This window comes from Humidesulfovibrio sp. (genome assembly GCF_035560995.1).
Lineage (GTDB): Bacteria > Desulfobacterota > Desulfovibrionia > Desulfovibrionales > Desulfovibrionaceae > Humidesulfovibrio.
The window spans coordinates 1-22,412 of sequence record NZ_DATMYK010000117.1; the positions used below are offsets into that span (position 1 = coordinate 1).

17 protein-coding genes and 2 tRNA genes are annotated in these 22,412 nt (G+C 61.4%); 9 read left to right on the top strand and 10 right to left on the bottom strand.

Annotated features, from left to right (window positions below; genetic code table 11):
- The 3 genes from VN419_RS04585 to VN419_RS04595 form a co-directional block, all read left to right on the top strand.
- Positions 1-599 (top strand): Fpg/Nei family DNA glycosylase (locus VN419_RS04585; protein ID WP_325644921.1); only part of this gene is annotated, 599 nt, incomplete at its 5' end.
- An 82-nt stretch (positions 600-681) separates the two neighbouring features.
- Positions 682-1,200, top strand: a complete 519-nt coding sequence (tpx, locus tag VN419_RS04590) for a thiol peroxidase (protein ID WP_325644923.1) — start codon at positions 682-684, stop codon at positions 1,198-1,200.
- Between the two features lie 38 nt (positions 1,201-1,238).
- A complete protein-coding gene (locus tag VN419_RS04595) occupies positions 1,239-1,640 on the top strand; it encodes a response regulator (protein ID WP_325644925.1) in 402 nt (133 codons plus the stop codon).
- Positions 1,641-1,774: 134 nt separating this feature from the next.
- On the opposite strand, the gene VN419_RS04600 is transcribed toward VN419_RS04595, so the two are convergent.
- The 3 genes from VN419_RS04600 to serB form a co-directional block, all read right to left on the bottom strand.
- A complete protein-coding gene (locus VN419_RS04600) occupies positions 1,775-3,538 on the bottom strand; it encodes a methyl-accepting chemotaxis protein (RefSeq protein WP_325644927.1) in 1,764 nt (587 codons plus the stop codon).
- A gap of 209 nt (positions 3,539-3,747) precedes the next feature.
- On the bottom strand, positions 3,748-5,517 hold the full coding sequence (locus tag VN419_RS04605) for a methyl-accepting chemotaxis protein (protein ID WP_325644929.1): 1,770 nt from the start codon (positions 5,515-5,517) through the stop codon (positions 3,748-3,750).
- Positions 5,518-5,679: 162 nt separating this feature from the next.
- Positions 5,680-6,894 (bottom strand): phosphoserine phosphatase SerB, encoded by a 1,215-nt coding sequence (gene serB, locus VN419_RS04610; protein ID WP_325644931.1) that lies wholly within the window; start codon positions 6,892-6,894, stop codon positions 5,680-5,682.
- A gap of 185 nt (positions 6,895-7,079) precedes the next feature.
- Here serB and VN419_RS04615 point away from each other — a divergent pair, with 185 nt between their 5' ends.
- A complete protein-coding gene (locus VN419_RS04615) occupies positions 7,080-7,331 on the top strand; it encodes a hypothetical protein (RefSeq protein ID WP_325644933.1) in 252 nt (83 codons plus the stop codon).
- 77 nt (positions 7,332-7,408) lie between these two features.
- On the opposite strand, the gene VN419_RS04620 is transcribed toward VN419_RS04615, so the two are convergent.
- Positions 7,409-10,855, bottom strand: a complete 3,447-nt coding sequence (locus VN419_RS04620; RefSeq protein WP_325644935.1) for a PAS domain S-box protein — start codon at positions 10,853-10,855, stop codon at positions 7,409-7,411.
- Positions 10,856-11,045: 190 nt separating this feature from the next.
- Between VN419_RS04620 and VN419_RS04625 the strand changes: the two genes are divergently transcribed.
- Positions 11,046-11,121: transfer RNA gene (locus VN419_RS04625), tRNA-Lys, on the top strand.
- 11 nt (positions 11,122-11,132) lie between these two features.
- A tRNA-Glu gene (locus VN419_RS04630) sits at positions 11,133-11,208 on the top strand.
- Positions 11,209-11,290: 82 nt separating this feature from the next.
- Here VN419_RS04630 and VN419_RS04635 read toward each other — a convergent pair.
- The gene (locus VN419_RS04635) at positions 11,291-12,412 is read right to left on the bottom strand and encodes a site-specific integrase (RefSeq protein ID WP_325644937.1); all 1,122 of its coding nucleotides are present in this window, start codon (positions 12,410-12,412) and stop codon (positions 11,291-11,293) included.
- Between the two features lie 483 nt (positions 12,413-12,895).
- Here VN419_RS04635 and VN419_RS04640 point away from each other — a divergent pair, with 483 nt between their 5' ends.
- On the top strand, positions 12,896-14,950 hold the full coding sequence (locus tag VN419_RS04640) for a BsuBI/PstI family type II restriction endonuclease (RefSeq protein WP_325644939.1): 2,055 nt from the start codon (positions 12,896-12,898) through the stop codon (positions 14,948-14,950).
- A gap of 186 nt (positions 14,951-15,136) precedes the next feature.
- Here the strand turns inward: VN419_RS04640 and VN419_RS04645 are convergent, their stop codons facing one another.
- The 3 genes from VN419_RS04645 to VN419_RS04655 all read right to left on the bottom strand — a co-directional run bounded on the left by VN419_RS04645 (position 15,137) and on the right by VN419_RS04655 (position 18,583).
- Positions 15,137-16,102: a hypothetical protein gene (locus VN419_RS04645; RefSeq protein WP_325644941.1), complete on the bottom strand. Its 966-nt coding sequence runs from the start codon at positions 16,100-16,102 to the stop codon at positions 15,137-15,139.
- A gap of 715 nt (positions 16,103-16,817) precedes the next feature.
- A complete protein-coding gene (locus VN419_RS04650; RefSeq protein ID WP_325644943.1) occupies positions 16,818-17,255 on the bottom strand; it encodes a DNA mismatch endonuclease Vsr in 438 nt (145 codons plus the stop codon).
- Positions 17,256-17,497: 242 nt separating this feature from the next.
- Positions 17,498-18,583, bottom strand: a complete 1,086-nt coding sequence (locus tag VN419_RS04655) for a hypothetical protein (protein WP_325644945.1) — start codon at positions 18,581-18,583, stop codon at positions 17,498-17,500.
- Positions 18,584-18,827: 244 nt separating this feature from the next.
- Here VN419_RS04655 and VN419_RS04660 point away from each other — a divergent pair, with 244 nt between their 5' ends.
- Together VN419_RS04660 and VN419_RS04665 are read left to right on the top strand one after the other, a co-directional pair.
- Positions 18,828-19,352: a hypothetical protein gene (locus VN419_RS04660; RefSeq protein WP_325644947.1), complete on the top strand. Its 525-nt coding sequence runs from the start codon at positions 18,828-18,830 to the stop codon at positions 19,350-19,352.
- 19 nt (positions 19,353-19,371) lie between these two features.
- A complete protein-coding gene (locus VN419_RS04665) occupies positions 19,372-20,799 on the top strand; it encodes a cold shock domain-containing protein (protein ID WP_325644949.1) in 1,428 nt (475 codons plus the stop codon).
- Positions 20,800-21,183: 384 nt separating this feature from the next.
- Here VN419_RS04665 and VN419_RS04670 read toward each other — a convergent pair whose 3' ends face one another.
- Together VN419_RS04670 and VN419_RS04675 are read right to left on the bottom strand one after the other, a co-directional pair.
- Positions 21,184-22,035, bottom strand: a complete 852-nt coding sequence (locus VN419_RS04670; RefSeq protein ID WP_325644951.1) for a hypothetical protein — start codon at positions 22,033-22,035, stop codon at positions 21,184-21,186.
- Between the two features lie 2 nt (positions 22,036-22,037).
- On the bottom strand, positions 22,038-22,412 hold a 375-nt coding region (locus tag VN419_RS04675; RefSeq protein WP_325644953.1), incomplete at its 5' end, for a hypothetical protein.

A 22,412-nucleotide genomic window follows, 5' to 3' on the forward strand; every position in this document is an offset into this window, starting at 1 on the left:
CGCAGACCGAGCGCACGCGCGCCGTTCTGCACCTCTCCGGCGGGCTCCGGCTCGCTTTTGCCGATCTGCGGCGTTTTGGCTCCATGCACGCCTTCCCCAGTTGGTCCGGCCCGGGCGGCATCGAATCCTGGCCCTTTTACGCCAGCCTGGGGCCGGAGCCGCTGGAAATGGCGGCGGCCGAGTTCCGCCAGCGCCTGGGCCAGGGCAGGGCGCGCATCAAGGCGCTTCTGCTCGACCAGAGCGTGGTGGCGGGCATCGGCAACATCTACGCCGACGAGGCCCTGTTCCGCGCGGGCATACGGCCCGACGCCCCGGCGGCCACGGTCTCCGCCGCGCGGCGCAATGCGCTGTTCGAGGCCGTGCAGGCCGTGCTCACCCTGGCCATAGCCGAAAACGGCAGCTCCATCCGCGACTACCGCGACGCCCACGGCGACGCCGGGGCCTTTCAAAATCATTTCCGGGCGTACGGGCGCGGCGGGCAGGCCTGCCTGGCCTGCGGGGAAACCATGCGGGCCAGGCGCGTGGCCGGGCGCACCAGCACCTTTTGCCCGCGCTGCCAGCCCGAAGGCTCCGCTTCCAAGGGCCGTCTCATCGACTGAGCAGACGCCCGGCCCCTTCCCTTTCACCACGGCCAGGCGTATGGTCGGCACAACTCACCACCAGACAGAACGGAGGAACGTCATGCAAGAAAGACCCGGCAGCGTCACCATGCGCGGCAACCCGCTGACCCTTGTGGGACCGGAGATTGTTGTGGGGCAGAAAGCCCCGGACTTCACCCTGGTCGACAACGAGATGGGCGTTGTTTCCCTGGCGGACTATGCGGGCATGGCCCTGGCCCTGGTCAGCGTGCCTTCGCTCGACACGCCCACCTGCGCCATAGAGACCCGGCGCTTCAACGCCGAGGCGGCCAAGCTGGGCGAGGGAGTGCGCATCCTTACCATCAGCATGGACCTGCCCTTTGCCCAGAAACGCTGGTGCGGGGCCATGGGCATCGACAAAGTGCAGACCCTTTCCGACCACCGCGAGGCCTCCTTCGGCCTGGGTTACGGCGTGCTCATCAAAGAGCTGCGGCTTCTAGCGCGGGCCGTGTTCGTGGTGGACAAAAAAGGTGTGGTCACGTATTCGGAGCTTGTTAAAGAAGTTGCCGACGAACCCTTCTACGCCGGGGTGTTGACCGCGCTGGCCCAGGCGGCGTCCTAACCGGCGCAGACGGACCGCGCGGCCCAGGAGGCTCCCCCATGCGCATCCTTGTGGTCGAAGACGACGACGCCACCCGGCTGTGTCTCGTCAAAGTGCTGGAGACCGCCGGCAAGGTGGTCAACGTGAGCAATGGCGTGGACGCCCTGGCCGAGGCGGCGCAGGCTCTGGAATCCGGGCGCCCCTTCGACCTCGTCTGCATGGACATAAAGATGCCCAGGCTGGACGGACAGGCGGCGCTGAAGGCCCTGCGCGCTCTGGAGGCGCAGCATAAGGTGCCGCCCGGGCAAGAGGCCAAGGTGCTCATGCTCTCTGCCTGCGACGACACGGGCAACGTGTGCGAAGCCTTCTTCCGGGGCCTGGCCGATGGCTTTGTCAGCAAGCCCTTGCGCGTGGCCGCCTTCAAGGATGAATTGCGCAAGATGGGCTGCGCGCTTCCCTAGCCCTTCCCTTCTCGCCACTCAAAAGGCCGGGTCCGCCCGGCCTTTTTTTTGCCCCGCGCGTGCCGCCGCCCCACGCAAAACGGCCCCGGCAGGAGAACATCCCGCCGGGGCCGTGCGTTGTGTTGCCAGAAGCCTTAACCTCCGCGCTTCATGTCCTCGATGAGCCTGCGCAGGGTCTGAGTCTGGTTGGCCAGCTCGCCCACGGCCTGGGCCGACTGGCGCATGGCGTCGGCGGTTTCGCTCGAGATGCGGTTGATGTCCTCGATGCTGCGGTTGATTTCCTCGGACGTTGCGGACTGCTGCTCGCTGGCGGTGGCGATGGAGCGCACCTGGTCGGTGGCCGTGTCCACCAGGGACACGATCTCGTGCAGGGCCTCGCCGCTTCTGTTGGCCAGCTTGGTGGCTTCCTCCACCGTGTGCACGGCGCGATCCACGTTGTCCATGTTCTTGCGCGCGCCGTCCTGGATGCCGCGAATGGCTTCACCCACCTCGCGCGTGGCGTTCATGGTCTTTTCCGCCAGCTTGCGCACTTCGTCGGCCACGACGGCGAAGCCGCGACCGGCGTCGCCCGCTCGGGCGGCCTCGATGGCGGCATTAAGCGCCAGCAGGTTGGTCTGGTCGGCGATGTCGCTGATGACGTTCATGATCTGGCCGATACCCTCGGCCTGGCGGCCCAGCACGCCCATGTCTTCCTTCAGGTTCACGGAAACCTGCTGCATGGTGCCGATGCCTGAAACCACCTGGCTGACGACCTGGGAGCCCTCGCCCGCCTTCTTGCGGGCGTTGTCGGTGGATTCCGCGGCCTGGGAAGCGTTCCTGGCCACCTCGAGCACGGTGGAGTTCATCTCCTCCATGGCGGTGGCGGTTTCGGCCACTCGGGCGGACTGGACCTCGCTGCCCCGGCTGGACTGCTCCACCTGGGCGGAGAGCTCCTCGGAAGCGGAGCTGATGACCTCGACGACCTTTTCCAGCTGGGTGGCGGCGGCGATCATGCCCTCGGCCTTGGCGCGCTCGGCCTTGGCCTTGGCCTCGTTGGCCTCGTCCGTGGCGATGCCCGCCAGACGGGCCTGCTCCGCAGCCTCGGTGCTCTTCTGCTCGGCCTCGGCTATCTTTGCCTTCATGGTGGCCACCATGCCCTGCAGCACGTGGTACACGCCGCCTTGGGTCTTTTGCGGGCGGAAGGCCACGTTCAGGTCGCCTCCGGCGATCTTGCCCGCGACTTCGGCCAGGTAGCCGGGGTCTTCGCCCAACTGGGACATGACGCTGCGGATGAGGAGGGCGGCCACGGCAACGCCCAGAGCGGCGGCCAGGGCCAGGATGACAGCGGTGAGCATGAGCCCGCGCTTGTAAGTAGCATTGGCTGCCAGGCCTTCGTCGATACTGCCCTTGTTGTTGATCTCGATGATCTTCTGGGACGCGTCCATGGCGGCGTTGAAGGCGGTGCGGGCATCGCCGCCGCTCAAGGCCAGGGCATCCTCGTGCTTGCCCTTTTCTGCCAGGGCGAGGATCTGCAGGCTCTTCTCCTGGTAGATGGCCCATTGCTTGGAGAACTCGTCGTAGGCGGCCTGCTCCTCGGGCGAGGAGATGAGCGGAGAGTAGGCGGCCTTGGTCTTCTCCAACTGATCCAGGCGCTCATTGATGGCTTTGGCGCTCTTCTCGCGGTCGGAGGCGCTGGTCTGCGTCAGGTAGAGCAACTGCTGGCGGCGGACACCCTGGCCGAACCTGTCGAGTTTGGCGGCTTCGCGCACGCTGGGCAGCCAGTTGTCAGCGAGGCCGTGGACGTTCGCGTTCAGTGAGCCCAGACTGCTGAGGGCGACTGCACCTAGGGCCAGCAGCAGCAGAATCATGACCCCAAAGCCCAGGCTGAGTTTACGGGAAAGTTTCATGGCGGCGAACATGCGTACCTCCGGCGGTGATATGGTACGAAACAGGCAGCTCTACATATCCTGATAGCCGAAGTTTACGTACCGGGTCAATAAAATCGTCCTCAATATACGTCTTTTCGGCAAGGTAACGGTCAACTTAACAGTGCTCCGGCAATGTTTGAAAAAGAAAAGGGCCGGATGCTGCTGCATCCGGCCCTTGGGCTTGTAACAGAGTGGGCGGACTAGCCGCCGCGCTTCATCGTCTCTATGAGCCCGCGCAGGCTGCTCGCCTGGCTGGCCAAGTCTCCGACCGCGTGGGCGGACTCGCCCATGGCCGTGGCGGTCTCCCCGGAAATGCGGTTGATTTCCTCGATGCTGCGGTTGATTTCCTCGCTGGCGGCGGACTGCTGTTCGCTGGCGGCGGCGATGGAACGCACCTGGTCCGTGGCCACCTCCACCAGGCTGACTATCTCGCGCAGGGCCTCGCCGCTCTGGTTGGCCAGGAGGGTGGCCTGCTCGACGGTGTTCACGGCGCGGTCCACGTTGTCCAGGTTCTTCCTGGCGCCCTGCTGAATGCCGTTGATGGCCGCGCCCACTTCCTGTGTGGCGGTCATGGTCTTTTCGGCCAGCTTGCGCACCTCGTCGGCCACCACGGCGAAGCCGCGCCCGGCGTCGCCCGCGCGGGCGGCTTCGATGGCGGCGTTCAGCGCCAGAAGGTTGGTCTGGTCGGCGATGTCGGAAATGACGTTCATGATCTGGCCGATGCCCTCGGCCTGCTTGCCCAGCACGCTCATGTCCTCTTTCATGGACAGGGAAACGCCCTGCATGGTGCCGATGCCGGAAACGACCTGGGCCACGATGCTGGCGCCCTCAAGGGCCTTGGCGCGCGCCGTGCCGGAGGAGTCCGCCGCCTGCGAAGCGTTTTTGGCCACCTCAAGCACCGTGGCGTTCATCTCTTCCATGGCGGTGGCGGTTTCCGCCACGCGGGAGGCCTGGACCTCGGTGCCGCGGCTGGACTGCTCCACCTGGGCGGAGAGCTCCTCGCTGGCGGAGCTGATGACCTCGACCACCTTTTCCAGTTGCTCGGCGGCGTGCATCATGCCCTCGGCCTTGGCGCGCTCGGCCCGGGCCTTGGCCTCATTGGCCTCGTCCGTGGCTATGCCCGCCAGGCGGGCCTGCTCCGCGGCCTCTGCGCTCTTGGCGTCGGCCTCGGCGATCTTGGCCTTCATGGTGCTCACCATGCCCTGCATGACGAAGTACACGCCACCTTCGGTCTTTTGCGGTCGGAAGGCCACGTTCAGGTCGCCGCCGGCGATCTTGCCCGCCACGTCGGAGAGGTAGCCGGGATCTTCGCCCAGCTGGTTCATAACGCTTCGTGTGAGCAGCAGGCCAAAGACCACGGCGCAGGCGAAACCCAGGGCCATGAGGGCGTAGGTCAGACGCTCCGCGCTCTTTGCCTGGGCATCGTTTGCTTCGCTCAAGGCCTTGGCCTGGGCCACTTTGCCCTGCTCCATCTTGTCCACGGCCGCCTGGAGCTTCCGTGCGGCGTCGCGCCCCTCTCCGGCGAGAAGCGCGCGCGCTTCAGAATCCTTGTTCTGCGAATCCAGCAGGATCACATGGTCGGATACTTGATAGTAGGCTTCACGCGCCGCGCTCATGTCGCTCAGCAGCTGCTTTTCTCCCGGGCTCAGCGGGTGGTTGGCGAAGGCGTTCATCCGGGTGGTGATGGACTCGCGGAAGGTGGCCACCTGCTTCTTGCTGAAGGCCAGGTCCTCCGGCGTTTCCGCGTTCACCAGCTCCAAAAGGTTCAGGCGCAGGCGCTGCAGGGTGGTAGAGATTTCGGCGATCTCGGCCAGGGGAACAGTGGCCTCCTGGTAGAGCAGGGTGTCGGACGCGTTGACCTCTTTGATCCTTGTGACCCCAAAGGCTCCAATGACCAGAATGACCAGGGAGACCAGCAAAAAGCTGCCGAGGAGCTTTGTCTTGAGTTTGGCGTTGCTCAGTATATTCATCGGTTCGGCGCATCCTTTCGAGGGGGTGGTATAGGGAAGGGTGATTCTTATCCTCGGAAGGTCGGAAATGAAATACGCAAAACAGTCTGTACGTACTGAAATAAACGAAAAAAAACCGGGCCTTGGCTTGGCCCGGTCTTCACGTTTTGACTTTTGTGACGTTCAGTCCAGGGTCTCTCGTTCGCGGAATCCGATGAGATAGAGGATGGCGTCGAGGCCCAGGGTGGAGATGCTTTGCCTCGCCCCGGCCTTGACCTTGGGCTTGGCGTGGAAGGCTATGCCCAGACCCGCGATGCCGAGCATGGGCAGGTCGTTGGCGCCATCGCCCACGGCGGCCACCTGCTGCAGGCTGATGCCTTCCTTGTCCGCCAGGCGGCGCAGCAGTTCGGCCTTGCGCGCGCCGTCCACAATGGGGCCGATGACGCGGCCCGTCAGGCGGCCGTCCTTCACTTCCAGCTTGTTGGCGTACACGTAGTCGATGCCGAGCAGTTGCTTGAGGCGTTCGCCAAAGTAGGTGAAGCCGCCGGAGATGATGGCGATCTTGAAGCCCAGGCGCTTCAGGTTGGCGATGAGCCGCTCCGCCCCTTCGGTCAGGGGCAGGCTTTGGGCCACATCCTCCAGCACGTTGGCGTCCAGGCCCTTCAAGAGGGCCAGGCGGCGGCGCAGGCTCTCCTTGAAGTCGTATTCGCCGCGCATGGCCCCGGCGGTTATGGCGCTCACCTCGTCGCCCACGCCGTAGCGCTTGGCCAGCTCGTCGATGACCTCCACCTGGATCAGGGTGGAGTCCATGTCGAAGGCCACCAGCCTGCGGTTGCGGCGGAACACGTTGTCCTCTTGCAGGGCGACGTCCACGCCCATCTCGGAGGCCATTTCCATGAACTCGCGGCGGATGGCCGTCCAGTCCGTGGTGGAGCCGCGCACGGAGAATTCCACGCAGGCCGGGCGGGCCTCCGCGGCGCTGGCCAGGGAAACCCGGCCGGACAGGCGGTTGATGATGTCGATGTTCAGCCCGTGGCGGGCGAGGGCGCCGGTGAGGCGCGAGATATGCGCGGCCTCTAGTCTGCGGGCCAAGAGAGTGACGATGTGCCGGGGCCTGCCCTGCACGCCCACCCAGGTCTCGTAGCGGTCCGGGCCGATGGGCGTGAGCTTGAGGGTGATGCCCAGCTCATGGGCCTTGAACAGCAGGTCCTTCAGCACCGGCGCGGCCTGGGCTTCGTCGGGCAGGGCCACCAGCATGCCCAGCGTGAGGTGGTCGTGGATGACCACCTGGCCGATGTCCAGGATGTCCACCCCGCAGGCGGCCAGAACCCCGGTGAGCACCGAGGTGATGCCCGGACGGTCTTCGCCCGTGGCGTGGATGAGGATGATCTCGCGCATGTGCAAGGCCCCTTGGAGTGAAGTGGGCGCATCCTCGCACAAATCCCGGTTCGGCTCAAGCATCGGCGGGCTATGCGTATTGACAAATTATTGTCGAATCGCTATCATTTTGCCATGACGCCAAGTCCGCAGCCCCCCGCCTGGCGGGCCAGCGGCTAGCCAGATGCAACAACCCCGGAGGAATCATGCTGAACAATGGCGATGTGCGCTGCGGAGATTGTGAACACTACTCGGACGAGGGCTGCGAGGAGGCCGCCGAGGCGTTGGTGCTGGAGGGCTGGCCCAGGGCGAGCGTATGCCCGGAGGATTCGGCGGACGCCTCGCGCTGTCCGGAATTCTCCCCCGGGGCGGACAGTTTTTTGACCCAGGACGAGGAACGCTCTGGTCAGGAGGCCAGGGCACGGGTCGCGGCCATCAGGAGCTTCATGGCTTGGTGAGGCGGTCTGGCCGCTTTTTCACCGCCCGCCGGTTCCGTCCGCCTGCTCGGAATCGGCGGGCTCAATGCTTGTGTTTGTCATAACGCAATATGCGGTGGGAACAAGATGCTTACCCGCACACCGTTTGGCCCGCTTTCCAGCGTCAGCGCTCCGCGCAACTGGTGCCGCACCAGTCCGAACATGAGCTTCATGCCCAGGCTGGGCGCGTGTTCCGGGTGCAGGCCAGCGGGCAGGCCGGGACCGTCGTCGCGTACCTCCAAGCGCACGCGGCCATCGTCGTCGCGCCGGGCGCAGATGTCCACCTTGCCTGGCTGGCCCTCGCGCCTGCCGTGCTTGAATACGTTGGCCAGAATCTCGTTCAGGGCCAGGCCCAGGGGCACGGCCTGGTCCAGGCCCAGCACGAGACCGCCCAGCACCACGCTCACGCTCAAGGCCATGTCGCCGGAGTAGACCTCGCGCAATTGCCGGAACAGTGCACGCACATAGCGCTCCAGGTCTATGCCTTGCCCGGCTCCCGGGGCGCCCGCGCCTTCGCCGTGCAGTTGGGCGTGCACCAGGCTCATGGCCAGAACCTTGGCGCGCACCTCTTCCATGCTGCGCCGGGCCTGCGGTTCGGAGAGCCTGCGCCCGGCCATGTCGAGCAGCGATGACACCACCTGCAGGTTGTTCTTCACTCTGTGGTGCACCTCGCGCAGCAAGGCTTCCTTCTCGCGCAGCGAGGCGCGGATGCGCTCCTCGTCGCGGCGGCTGCGCACGATTCGCCACATGCCGTCCATGAGAAGCGAGACCTGCAGGCTGTCATCCGGGGTGTAGGGCGCGGCCTTGCCAGTGAGGCCCAAGACCGCCGCCGGGAACTCTCCATCCATGGCGGGCACGCCCAGGAAGCGTTCCATCGGCAGATATGCGCCGGGATACGCCTCTTTCAGGGCGTTGATGTCGTTGAGCAGAAGGGGCAGGCGGGTGGCGTGGACCACCGCCCAGGGCGAGGCCTTGGCCGCGGGGCTGTCGTCCGTGGGAATGGCGTCGGGGCGGGCTTCTCTGCGGCCGCCGCGCCAGGCCAGGGGCACCAGCTGCTTTCCGCCGGGGGCGACGAAGAAAAGCGCCCCGCCGCTGCTGCCGGTGAGGCGCTGGGCCTCGCGCAAGGTGAAGGCGGCCATCTGGGCCTCGGTGGCGGTGGTGAGCCGGGAGAGCTCGAACAGGGCCTCGAAGCGCGCCTGATTGCGGCGCAGCTCCTCCTCCATGTGCTTGCGCTCGGAGAGGTCCAGGGCTGTGCACACCATGCCCTCGTAGCCGCCGCTGGCGTCCATGATGGGCGAGGCGCTGACGTGCACCGGCAGGCGCGAGCCGTCCTTGCGCGTCAGTTCGTAGTCGGCCGAGCCGGAGAGGCCCAGGCTGCGCTCCTGCATGCGTTCCAGAGCCATCAGCCGCTGCGTGGTGTCCAGCACGTCGCGCGGGTTCATGCGGGCAAGTTCGGCCACGCGGTAGCCCAGCATGCCCGCCAGATGTTCGTTGACGAAAATGGTGTTCTGATCGCGGTCCACGGCCCATACGCCTTCGTGCATGGACTCCAGCAGCTTGCGCGACATGCGCTCGCTCTTGCGCAGGGCTTCGTCCGCGCGGATGCGCGCCACGGCCAGGGCGAAGAGCGCGGCCACGCGCTCCAGCAGCTGCCGGGCCTCTGCTTCGTCCGCCGGGGCTATGCCGTGGGCGGTGATGCTGCCGAGTTCCTCCCCGGCGTGGCGCACGGGAATGACCAGCCCCCGGCCTGTCTCGGCTGCGGGCAAAAGCCGGCCGTCCGGCCCCAGGTAATGCCCGGTGTCCTGGTCGCGGTGGGCGGCCAGCACCTGGCTGGCCCCGGTGACTTCCTTGGCGCAGGCTGCGGCCAGCACCTGGGTTTGAACGAGATCCTCGCATTCAAGCAGCACGCGGGCCAGGCGGCTCAAGGAGGCCTCCACGCGCTCCATGCGCACGCGGGCGCTGATGTCGCGCGCGGTGCCGCAATAGCCCGTGATGGTCCCGGCGGCGTCGCGCAGGGGCCGGGCCAGCACCTCTAGGGGCACCAGGCTTCCGTCGGCGTGGATGAGTTCCATCAAGAAGGAGGCCGGGGCGTCCTCCAGCGGGCCGGAGTTGATCTCGGCCCAGACCTTGAGGACTTCCTCCGCGCGCTGAACCGAGGCCGGGCTGAAGGTTTCGTGAAAGGGCTTGCGGAGCAGCCGCTCCATGGGCGTTCCGGCCAGAGGCTCGGCCGAGGGGCTTAAATAGGTCCAGCGCAACTCCGGGTCCATGGTCCAGATGACGTCCACCACGTTGTCGGAGAGCAGGGCGTAGCGGTGGTTGGACTCGCGCAGGGCGTCTTCCAGCCTGCGCCGTTCGGTGTTGTCGAAGAGGACGGCCTGGAGCACTGCGGGCTCGCCGTGCGCGTCGCGGATGATGGCGCTGCGCTGGAGCACCCAGCGCCTGTCGCCCCAGGCGCTGGTGACCTCGTATTCATACTCGTTGCGCAGGATGCCCTGGCGGTTCTCGTCCAGCCAGAGGGCGAGCTTGGGCCGCCATTCCGGCACCACGGCGTCGATGACGCGCGGGTCCGCGGCGTAGAACTGTTCCGGCGTGTAGCCGAAGATCCGCGTCACGCCGGGGCTCACGTACTCGTGCCGGCCGGTCTTCAGGTTCACGCGCATCAAAACCTGCTCGGTCCAGCTCTCGGCCAGCTCTCTGTAGCGGGCCTCGCTCTGCTGCAGGGCCGCTGCCGCGCGGCGGCTTTCGGTGATGTCTCGGAAAGAGAACTGCACCACCAGATCCTGCCCGGGCGCGCGCGGGCGCAGCACGCCCACCTGGTGTATCCAGCGGTGCTCGCCGTTTTTGTGCACCAGCTCGAATTCGTAGAAAGACTGCGGCTTGCCCTGCATGAAGTCGGCTATCCAGCCCCAGGCTTCCTCCCGCCACTGGGGGGCCACCACGCGCATGCCCAGGCCGGGGTCGTCGTAAAACTCCTGGGGAGCATAGCCCATGACCTGCTCCATGCTCGGGCTCACATACTCATGTCGGCCCGCGTCCAGGTTCACGGTCAGCACCACTTGGTCCGGCCAGAGCTCAATGAGCTGGCGGAAGGATTCCTCGGTCTGGCGCTGGGCCAGCTGGGCTTCGCGCAGGGGGGTAATGTCCGTGGCGACGCCCTGCAGGAGCCAGCCTGCGCCGTCCGGGGTGGGGCAGTAAATCTGGCGTTGGCGCACCCAGCGCTGCTGGCCTGTGGGGCCCACGACCGGGAACTCATATTCCTCGGCCACCTTGCCTTGGGCGACCTCCTGCAACCAGGTGCGCACGGTGTTGCGCCACTCCGGCGGCAGGCAGCGCAGGATGGTCAGCGGGTCGTCGTAGAAGTCCTGCGGGCTGAAGCCGCACAGGGCCGAAACCGAAGGGCTGATGTACTCGTAGCGGCCCTCCGGGAAGCGCATGGAGAAAAACACGTCGCGTGAATGCTCGGCCAGCATGCGCAAATGCCCCTCGCGCCGGGCGAAAGGCTGCATTCTTGGCTTGCGTGGGCGGCGGCGATGGGTTATACGGCTTTCGGACATGCGGTGGACCCCTGCGGGCGTATGCGCCCAAGGCACTGGCTACCGTACTTTGCCCGAATTTGCATCTGCCGTGAAATGCGCGCGCGCGGCGGGAATTTTCTTGACAGCGCGCTGAGCCGTGGATAGAAGGGCCTTCCTTCGGGGGCCGTTAACTCAGTTGGTAGAGTATATCACTTTTAATGATAGAGTCGAAGGTTCGAGTCCTTCACGGCCCACCAAAGTTTTGTCCGTCCCCATCGTCTAGTGGCCTAGGACACTGGCCTCTCACGCCGGCAACAGGGGTTCGAACCCCCTTGGGGACGCCAGCAAATTCAGCGGCTTAGGATGTAGACGCCTGAGCCGATTTCCCCGGACACAATGTCCGGACACAGTTCTGGAAGCCGCAGGTCAAAAACCTGCGGCTTCCTGCGTTTTGTGCTTGCCGTTTTCGGGGCTGGTGATGCCGGCCAGGACGTTCACCGATACAGACACTTCAGTGAGCCCCAGCTTTTGGAGGTAGCGTTCAGTGGTCGTTGGGGATTTGTGCCGAAGCAGGGCCTGTATTCTTGCGAGCGGCTCCCCGCTTTTGAACAACGTGGTCGCCGCAAGATGCCGGATTCCGTGAAATCCGAAAGGCTCCACCTCGGCATTCTTGCACAACGTTTTCATGAAGTGCTGGCGATGCTTGAACGGCTCTCCAGAGCACTGGTTGGCCCCGTAGAAGCCCTCTTCAACCAGGAACACATGATCGCCTGGCCGGGCCTCTCTCTGCGCCTTCAGGGCGGCAAGCGTGCCGACAAGTTCTGCCGAAAGTGGCACGCGGTCGTATTGCAGAGACCCGTCTTTGCGTTTTCTTGTCGGGATTGAGACCGTCTTGTTGTGAAGGTCAATCTCAGCCCACTTCAGCCCAAAGACCTCTTTCCGGCGGGCGGCGAGTTGCCAGAAGGTTTCAAGCATGACACGGTCCTGCCCTTTCGTGCTTTTGAGCGCCGCCAAGAATGCCTCCAGGGACGGTACGGCGCGAGGATGAGCCGTTTCCGCCATTTTCGCGGCACTTTTGAACGGACAGAGCACTTCGGGAAAGCCTTGTTCCGCTCTTTGTGTTGCGGCCCAGTTCCAGGCGGCAATGAAGTCTTTTCTGTCCTTATTCGCGGCATTGCCTGAGCGAGCCTTCGCCTGTTTCACCATGTAACCGGTTGCATCCTTCTTGGTCATTTTTTCAACCAGCAAGTCCGGGCTCACATGCTCGAACAGCAGGCGGAAGCAGTGAACCTTTTCTTCGTACGTGCTTTTGTCCTGGGTGCTCTTGCACCAGTCCAGGTATTCCGTTGCGAGCCGGAACAGGGACCAGGAGGCCGTGGGGGTCTCCATCTCCTCCGCACCCTGTGGCCGCTGCAGCGCTTTGCGCGCCTCGGCTTCCCAGGCCACGGCCTCGGATTTCGTCGCGAACAGCTTCTGGCGCATCGCTCCGTTGACTTGCACGTTTCCGCGCCAACGCGTCTGACCGCGTTTCATTATCTTTGAAGCCATCAAGTCGCTCCTTTATTCGATTTTCAAAGAACCGCCAGATGCCAGGCGCGACTTCTACGCCACCCCACCAGGTAGCGTGCTTCTTCAGAGTCCGTGTGTCGACTCCGAGAAGCGTTGCCAACTGCTTTGGCGTAAGCGGATTGCCCAATTCTTCGGCCAGTTCCACGTCTGCTCCTCACCATTAATATCGAAGGAGCAACCGAAGCAGTGTCTCCGAAATGCCGGCAACTACGGGAAGGATGCAAGGAGAAATTTGGGGGTGTGTCCACTGTTTTGAACAAGAGACGACGTCAGGTCTGCGAGTAAAAACCCGCCAGGAGCGGGATGAATCGCGGTACAGGTTTGCGGGCGAAGTCGCTGGCCGTCTCCGAAGGCGCGTCTTGATCTCGGATATATGTCTTCTTGCGAACGGCCCGGGCTAAATGTATCGTCCACGCCGGGAAACTCCCCGGACATCGCACACCGCCCCAGCCAAACGACGTTATGACACGACAGCACAACCTGCTTGATAAACATATTTTCAAAGACCATGAGGGCTGGCTGGCTTGGCTCCATGAGTCTCTCCCCAGGCCTACATTGCCCGCAGGTGCCCCAGTTGCGCTTGACCTCTTTGCTGGATGCGGAGGCATGGCGCTTGGCTTCGAAGCGCGCGGCATCGACACGGTCGGCTTCGAAATGAAGTCGGTGGCCGTGGAAACTTACAATCAGAACCTGCACGGAAAATGCGAGGAGACGTTTCTTGAGATCGGCCTGCCGACCGACCGCGCTGCAGACATCATCATCGGGGGTCCACCGTGCCAGCCTTTCAGTCAAATAGGCTACCAGCGGGGCAAGCGTGACCCCCGTGACGGCTTCCCCATTTTTCTGGACGCGGTGAATCGCATGCGGCCACGGGTCGCAATCATCGAAAACGTTCGTGGCCTGCTTTACCGGAACAAAGACTATTTCCGGCTTGTCGCCAAGGAGCTCGAACGGTTCGGCTACTCCGTTGATGCGCGCATCATGCACGCAGTCGAATATGGGGTGCCTCAAAAGCGAGAACGAGTCGTGATTGTCGGATCCCAGGTCGGCTGGCAATGGCCAGAACCGGTTGTCACCCACCCTGTCTCTGTTGGGATTGCGCTTGGCCTTGGGGCTTGGGAGGACAGGGGTGAGTCAAGGTACCTGACCCCCGCCATGGACCGCTATATCGCCGCTTATGAGAAGAAGAGCGCGTGCGTGAATCCCCGGGATTTGATGCCAGACAAGCCCAGCCGAACGGTGACTTGCCGGAACCTCGGCGGGGCCACGTCGGATATGCTTCGACTTTTGTTGAAAGACGGGCGTCGGCGCATGCTCACGGTTCGTGAGGGTGCCCGGCTGCAGAGCTTTCCAGACTGGTACGAGTTCGTGGGAAACGAATACGAGCGGTTCGAGCAGATCGGCAACGCAGTGCCACCTCTCCTGGCCCACGCCTTGGCTGGAAGTGTCATGCGTTGCCTGGAACGGCCGAACCATCGCCAGAAACGACAGGAGGAACCCTCCGTGAAGTCACTGCTTTCTTCAGACGAAAAGAAAGAGAAAGTCGAACAGGCGCTGAACATCATCAGGGCAGTTGGAATTCCTGTCAGAGACCTTACGCCCAGAGGACAAGAGCGCCTCGCGCTTGCCCTCATTGCCGTCGCAAGGCTTGAGCCGTCAGAACCATGGAGCAAGGCTAAAAGCCTATTCATTGACGGGACTGAGGCGATTACAACCCGACAGATTATTCGTTTTTGGAACAAGCATTACGACCAAAAGCTTTCAGAGGGTTCGTACGATGATGTCCGCCGCGAGGAATTGATACGGCTCGTAGAGGGTGGGCTAGTCGCGAGGAGCGCTGCAGATCCCACAGCGGACACGAACGACGGCACCCGGGGATACTCCGTGATGGAGCACGCACTGCCGTTGTTGCAGGCATACGGTGCCGTTGAATGGGAAGACGAGCTGAAAAAATTTCGGGCAACCGTCGGCGTCCTTCAGGACCGCTTGAGCAAAGCGAGAGACTTCAAGCGGATTCAGGCAAAATTGCCGAACGGTCAGCCGCTAAAGCTTTCGCCCGGGCCGCACAACGAGCTTCAAAAAGCAATTCTCGAAGAATTCCTGGAGCGGTTCGCCCCGGGATGTGAAGTGCTTTATGTCGGCGACACTGAAAAAAAGATACTTCACCACGACGCACAGCGCCTCGAATCGCTTGGGCTGCAGAGCTTCTCGCGTGATGCCCTGCCGGATGTCGTCGCCTACGACGCTTCCCGTAACTGGCTTTTCCTGATTGAGGCGGTTCACTCGTCAGGGCCCATCAACGAACTGCGCCATCTCGACCTGGAACGCTATACGGCGAGCTGCAGCGCCGGGTGCATCTACGTCACCGCGTTTCTTGATGCCGCCAAGTTCGCGAAATATTCGAAAAAAATAGCTTGGGAGACAGAGGTTTGGATCGCCGAAGCTCCGGAGCACATGATTCATTTCAACGGGGACAAGTTCCTCGGCCCCTATGCCCGGCAAGAGAGTCCGAAATAAGCGATTGCCTGAGTTCGCCTTTTTCGCGGGCAATTTTGAGGTACGCGCTATGCGCGACGCGCGGCACGCCGAAGTTGCGCCACATGTGCTCCGGAAGCTGTCTCCAGCTCATGCCTGCGCATCGCAACGCCCGCACGACTGGCCAGAATTCCCTGATTCTCGCGGACGCAGAATCACTGACGCCGCTCATCGGCAATACGTCCTGAGCTCGCTGATTCGATGATGACCGACGCGTTCCATAGCCTCGCGCATCGATTCCTCAACGCCTAGCCCGCGCTCAACCGCTTCAACCAAGAATGCTCGCACGTAGTTGTGGCGAAGCCCATGGGTGCCTCCCCATTGCTCGCAGGCGGCGTCCGCCGCCTTATGGAGGGCCGCCAGGTACGGCTTGTAGTTGACGCCGACGGTTCCGGAGTTCTCGTCGAGCCGGAGTTCAAGGTCGCGGTAGGTTTGAATCGGCACATACTGGATTCGTTCGTGTCCGCCTTTCCCCGCGATGTGCAGGAGCCCCGACCAGCGCCTGGTGACCGGGTCCACCGTCTCCCCGGCCAGATCGCCGCGCCCGACGTTAAGAGCTTCGGACACACGAAGCCCGGCTTCGAGCTGCAGCCGGGCCACCAGCCGGAATCCATCCTCGGAGACGGCACGGACGAGCCCCTGCGGGTCGGAGTACGCCCGCCTGCCCGTGTCCAAGCGCGGGGCCAGCGCGTTGCATCGAGCACGCACGGCGTCCAGACCAGGAGATAGCCGCGCCTCCGCCGAAGTCAGCATGGCGCGCGGGACCATGGAAAGGGCGACGTCGAGCTTTCCGAGCGCCGCCGAGCAGGTGCGCAATGTGTTGCAGGACCGGCCCTCTTCGAGCTTCGACAGCATATACGCTTCGGCGTGCTCCGGGCGGATGTCCCGGACGTGACGCACGCCCATGCCTTCGGCGAATGCCGCGAAATCGAGGGAAACGGACTTGTAAACGTCATATGTGCGGTAGCTTGTTATGGGCGTGTGCTCGGCAATCCGGGCCGAGGTTGCTCCGTTCCCCTCGCGGTGAATGGTGTCGCGCGCGGCAATCTTCGCCCTGAATCGGCTTGTGCCGACCTGGAGAATGCCGCTTGAAGCCCACACGCCTTTGATTTGACTCCCAAGTGTTCTTCCCATTGCGCCTCCGGTAAATCTTGTCGAAAATCGACGCATCCCGGCGTTCGTCTCGTGAACGCAAGACCTGGTGTGAAGTCACCGAGTCGCGAGCAGGTGGGAAAACTGCTCTACGCCTGCCAGAGGCGCAGGACTTGTGAAGGAATGGAGGGCAGGGGCGCGGGCACGTCCAGCATGCCTTTTCCTCTTTGTTGGTCAATTTGGAGGATGACCACTCGGAGTGCGCCCCCGCCGAAACGGGGCGGTCCTCTCTGCTCCAAAAGCATACGACAACGCATTTTGGGATCTCAAGACCCCGGATAAAAATTCTTGCCAGGTAAATTCGTTCCCCCCTGGACGGGCCATCCTCGTCGGCCTTGCGGACCGGAGGCGCTGTCCGCCGGCGTGGGCGTGCCAGGGCAAGTCCCTGCAGCGTGACCCTCGGCCGGCCATACCGGGAGCACACATCCAACAACTCGTCTCAGTCCTACCGGGGAGCATTCCCACATAAAGGAGGGTCGGAACAAATGGGCCTCGCCAGGGGGGCTGATAGCCTCCGAGAGCCTCGGGCGGAAAATTTCGCTTATTAAAATTCACGGGCTCTGCCAGCTCGGGCCTCTCATGACGTTTTAGCGTGCCTGCGGTTTGTTTCCCGCCTCGATGCGGCGCGAAACAAACCGCCCACAAGGACTTCCGGTAATTATGAAAGCGGTGAGGTTACCACCAAGTGGTGGACACGTCAGCCTGCGCGGGGTGGCAAGGCATGACCTCCACCTCGGAGCTCCTGGTCGAGACGGGCTGTCAGCCCGGGCATGTTTTTCAACTCGCACTGCCAGACGACAATGACCTTCCAACCTGCCTGCTCGAGTTCAAAAACCTGGAGAGCATCACGTTCGATGTTTCGCGCAAACTTGGACAGCCAGTAATCGACGTTCGACGCAGGAGTCGGGGCCAGGCTGCAGCCTGGGTGACGGTGCCAGAAACAACCGTGCGCCAGGATGACGGCACGATATTTGGGCAGAACGATGTCCGGGGTTCCGGGAAGACCTTTCCGATGCAAGCGAAAGCGGTAGCCCAACCGATGAAGGAGAGAACGGACAGCCTTCTCCAGCCCAGTGTGTTTGGACCGGATCCTCGACATCAAGCGACTTCTTGTTTTCTTGTCCAGCTTGTCCATGCTTCAGGTCTACAGGCTGTGACTCCGCAGTTCAAGGCGCGACCGTGACGGCCTCATGAGGCAGACCACACAAGAGGTGCGCGCGGGCTCGACGGGGATCTCTTCTAGATCTCCGACATGGAAGAGCCGAAAGGCCGACAGCCTGAAAGCGGAAGACGAAAGGCACATGCTGCAGCCCTGGATCTCGCCCCAGCCCCAGCGCCCTAAAAACAGCCGAGATATCCTGTTAACCGACGATCACTTTACTCTAGGCGATGATTTAGGTTGGTTTTCTTCCAGGCGACGCACCCGTTATGGATGGTGAGCAGTCGCCGCACAGTGCGGACGTCTACCCCTGCAGCTTCGGCGACGGCCTGGCCGGTAAGCTTGCGGCCGGCCGAAGCGAGGGCGTCAAGGGCACCGGCAATCGCCGCCGCGCATTTCTTTGCACGCAGACCGGCGCTGTAGCGTCCGCCTTCGGCTTTGTGAGACCGTATTTCGGCAAGCATCTTTTCCGGGGGCAGGCCTGACCCTTTCAAGGAGGGCAGTCCCATGGCCCCGTAGTTCCGCTCATCGCGAGTTTTGTAGCGCCAGCCGTTTTGGACGATGGATTTCGCGATGTCTTCATTTTCCGGATTCGAGAGCGGCCCATCGGTCGCCCCCCCTTGGAAGTCTTCCAAATGGCGGACAAGTTCGTCTTCCGAAACACCGTCTTGCTTCTGGTAATACGCAAGGGCGGCGCGAAAGCTTGCACAGTTCCGCATGCCGTCTATGTACTCGACAGCATGCCAAATTGGAGCGTCCAGAGGAGATGCCTCCAGGCGCAAGTCTGCGAGCGTACATGGTCCGCTGGCGTATCGCACCGCAGTGTTCCCGGGGAAAAAAGGATTCTTCGCCACGATGTTTTGGATCCCGCACGCGCGGTCACCGCCAACGGCTCGCACAAGCCGGCGGTGGACGTCTCGGAAGTAAAGCACAGACTCCTTTGTCGGGTCAGGGGGAAGCGGGCACTTGAGCGGCCAAAAGAGATGATAACTCCTCCCGGACAGGACAGCGAAAACGGGGTGCGGCAGGTTCAGGTCGTCGTACACAGCGGGGTCGAACGCAACGCGACGGAGCGCCAGCGCGGGGGTCTCCCCAGGCGCAGGCTCTGGCAGGCGCTGCAGGTCAACATCGACATGCATCCATGCATAAAAACCGGGGTTGATCCCGATATATGGGTACCTCGCGACCCTCTCCGAAGGCACACGATAAACCGGGCCATCCTTGGCCGCCTTGACAAGGACGTACCCAGGCGATTGCTCGAAATGCCGCCTAAACTCTTCAAAATAGGCGAGACAAAGCCCCATAGTGACCACCTTCGTGACTGTCGCTCTCTGCACAACAGATGATGGTGGCACATCGTGTGGGGGAATTTCCAGTTTGTAGGCGAGGGTTCTAATGCCGACAGATACCCGGCAACACACTAACAAACGTCGCAAAAACATGTTGCCAAACGGGGAATCGCCTTATATATATTTTTGAAAAAGGCAAATATGGGACCAGCCAAAGCGCTGAACTAGGTAAACCGATTTGCAAACAACAGGAGATGCCGTGAATCCGTTTTCTAGTCTTCCGCACGATGAGTTTCGCATAATTGATGGGCAAGGTGAGCAAAGTGAGCCAGTGAAAGGGATCATGTCACGGAATAAAGTGACCGTGTTTGACAAGACGATAAACGTGAGCATCGGTGATAAAGTTATACGGCTCCTTCCTGGCGGAAACACGGAGAAATATATTGTAGATGATTGCCATTTCCAAAAAGGGATGGGGGGCATTCCAGATCACTTTTCAATCACGCTAATACGAGAAGAGCACAAAAACAAAACAATTAGCGGCCAATCAATCAACATAAGCAATTCAAGCAACATCATAATAGGCGACGAGAATGTTCAATCATTGAACGTTGTAATGTTCGAGCAGTCGATGCGAGCAATGGTCGAAGCGATAGGAAAAAGCAATGCATCGGAGGCGGAAAGGTCTGGCGCACTTGACCAACTACGAAAATTTCTGTCGAACCCGACAGTTGCGGCGATTTTAGGCGGAGCGACGAGTGGGTTGCTTTCCCTCATCAAGTGATACTGTCTGCAGGTGAGCAATGCGCATAAGAGGAACGGTCAAAAAGTTCAGTGACTTTCGAGGGTTCGGCTTCATCCAAGGCGAAGATGGCGTTGAGTATTTCGTGCATATAAACCAGATAGCCATGGAAGGATACAGGACCCTCGACAGGGGGCAGCTTGTTGAGTTTGCACCGGTATCAACCGAAAAAGGATGGCAAGCGTACGAGCTAGAGTTGGCGGGTGACGTGCACAGGTCTCCAGATGTACCGATCGGGTCTCTGGACAATCCTTTTTTGCCGCAAAAGCCAATGATTGACCCGAGAAAGTTTGCAGGAAGAAATCAGGAGACAGGTACAGCACTTCGGTCACTGCATAATCAGATGAATATCCTTGTGGCAGGACCACGAGGGATAGGAAAAAGCTCTTTTGCTCGCCAGATAACACTAATTAATGAAGGCAACAAGTCTTTGCTCGAAAGAATCGGTGTTGAAGCAAAAGCATTTAACAATACGTTCGTAACTTGTGACTATTGCTGTCAGCCAAATGACTCTCTGCATGACATAGTCAACAATCTCATCACAATATTAAGCTATAAAGTTGTTGGGGCTGTTCCAACAACTGAAAAGCAAGTTAGCCAATCGCACAACATCGGTGATAGCTCTATAACTGTATCCACAACGGAAAGACATTATAGCGGAAGCGAGCTTGCATCGACATTTCGAATCAAGGTTTCGGAAATTTTTAAAAATGTCGACACGGTACGCAACGGCATCACTTTCTTTATTGATGAGATTGACACACTTGATGCATCTGTAGACATAGCAACTTTCATAAAAACTGTCACAGAAGCTCTTCAGGCAAGCGCTGAATTTAAATTTGTGTTTGTACTTTGCGGTGTCGCTGGGGCGTACACAAATTTACTATCACAGCACCCTTCTTTCGCACGACTATTTGAACAAATTACGCTAACGCAATTCAAAAATTCAGAAATTCACGACATGTTAACGTTGTCATTGCAGGATTCTGGTTATGCCATATCGCCAGATGCTGCAGCGCTTATCTGCACACTATCAAATAGATTTCCGCATCCAGTGCATCAGCTTGGCTTCTACTCTTTTTGCTTTGCCGAAAACAAACACATAAGCATTAAGGACGTTGAAGAGGCGAAGAAGTATATAACTACACGGCTAAAAGCCCAAGAGTTCCACAACAGGCTATCCGCTGAAACCACAAGCCCGTCATTCCAATTGCTTCAAGCGATGGCGCACATTGACCATGACCTCGTTAGTATTGGTGACCTGGAAAGGCGTCTTCCAGATTTTGATACCCAAAAAATTCTTGGTACCTTTGGCAGGCTTATGCAACGTGAGTTCATCGATAGAGATGGCAATAAGTATAGATTCCGGGAGCCACTTTTTAAGATTTATATAAGATGGGCGTTCCCCAAACAATCATCTCATAGATGATAGCAAAATAGCTCCGCTTGGACACAATCGGGACACAGTTTGTGGTGCTTTAGGTGCCTTTGATGCCCCTAGTGCACGAACAATTTCAGTGGGATGGTGGGGTGACATAGAGGCGACACTGGCCTCTCACGCCGGCAACAGGGGTTCGAACCCCCTTGGGGACGCCAGCAATCACAGGCGGTTCAGAGAAATCTGGACCGCCTTTTTCGTTGCGCCCGGAAGCGCTCTCAAACTGTTCATCTTGTGGCCCCGGGCCGGTGCGCGGGAATCGGTCTGAAGGCGCGGGCCAAGGGCCGGTTCACTGCCAGGAGACCGCCAAAGCCCAGCACCGCACCCCAAAAACAGGCGCAGACTCTTGGGGGTGGCTTCAGGCCTTGGCTTCCGCTATTTGACCCTTGCCTCAGAGGCAAACTTGCCGTTGAGGTAGAATACCGCGCTGCTGGACATGCCTTGCAGGTCCCCCTCCACCACGCAGGCCGCGAAGCCTTGGTCGTCCACGCAAACGGCTTTGCCGCTCTGCTTGCCGCCCGTGGTGATCTTGAGATCGGGCTTGGCCAGGACACGCTCTTTGGCGAAGGCGAAGATATGCACCTTGGTCTTTTGCGATGGGGCGGGGATGGCCAGCCTGCGAGCCGCGGCGAGCCATGCCGGATAGTTGGGGGTCTTGAAGAGCGGTTCGGAGGCGACCGCTGCCGAGGGCACGACCAGCACCTCCAGTTCGGGATCCCTTGAAGGAAGCGGTGCCGCCGAGGACGTATAGATCACCGGCCCGGCGAGCTTGCCGGCCGGCTGCTTGCCGCTCTTGCCCTTTTGGGCCGGGGCCGGAGCGGGCTTTGCCAGCGGGCCAATCTGGTATGTCGCGTTAATGACGTTCGCAGCCCTGACCCCGGTGGGGTGCTTCAACCGCACCAGGGCCCCAACGGTCACCCGGCCTCCCGGGTCTTGCTGCTGATTGAACACCTCGACCCCGGCAACCTCGAAGCCGTCATATGCAAATTTTTCGAACGCGGCCTTGAAGTCGCCCCGCGGAGCCCACCCCACTGGCGCGTTGGACGTGTCGCGGCGCATCATCTGCAAGACCACCGCGGCGATGACGGTTTGAGTGTCCAGGTCGATGACCGGATCTCCAGGAACGCGCTTCACCTCCACAGGGGGTGGAGCGGGGCTTCTTTGGACCGTGACGCAGGCTGACAACACCGCCGCTATGGTCAGGATGACGAGGGTGTGGCGTTTCATGGCTAGTACATCCTGGCCCAATGGGTGGCGGTTGGGGCGTGTGAACGGTTCGTCTTCGTATCCCTGGCGGCGGCGTTCTGGATGGCCTGCCCCACCCCGGTAATGACCGACTTGATGAAAGCCTGCTTCTCCGTGTCCTGCGTGACCGCATAGCCCTTGCCCACCGTGTTCGCCACCTTGACCACGGTGTACGCGCCGCCGGCGGGGATGAAGAATGAGGCCACCGTGCCTGCGAAATCCGCTACCTTCGCTCCGTAGTACAAGCCGTTGTAAATGCCCGCCCAGGTCTGGTGGCTGAAGAAGCCGTCATACTCTCCGTATTTGTCCTGCACCGGGCCGATGTCGACAGTGCCCCCGGCCACACTGCCGGACGGACT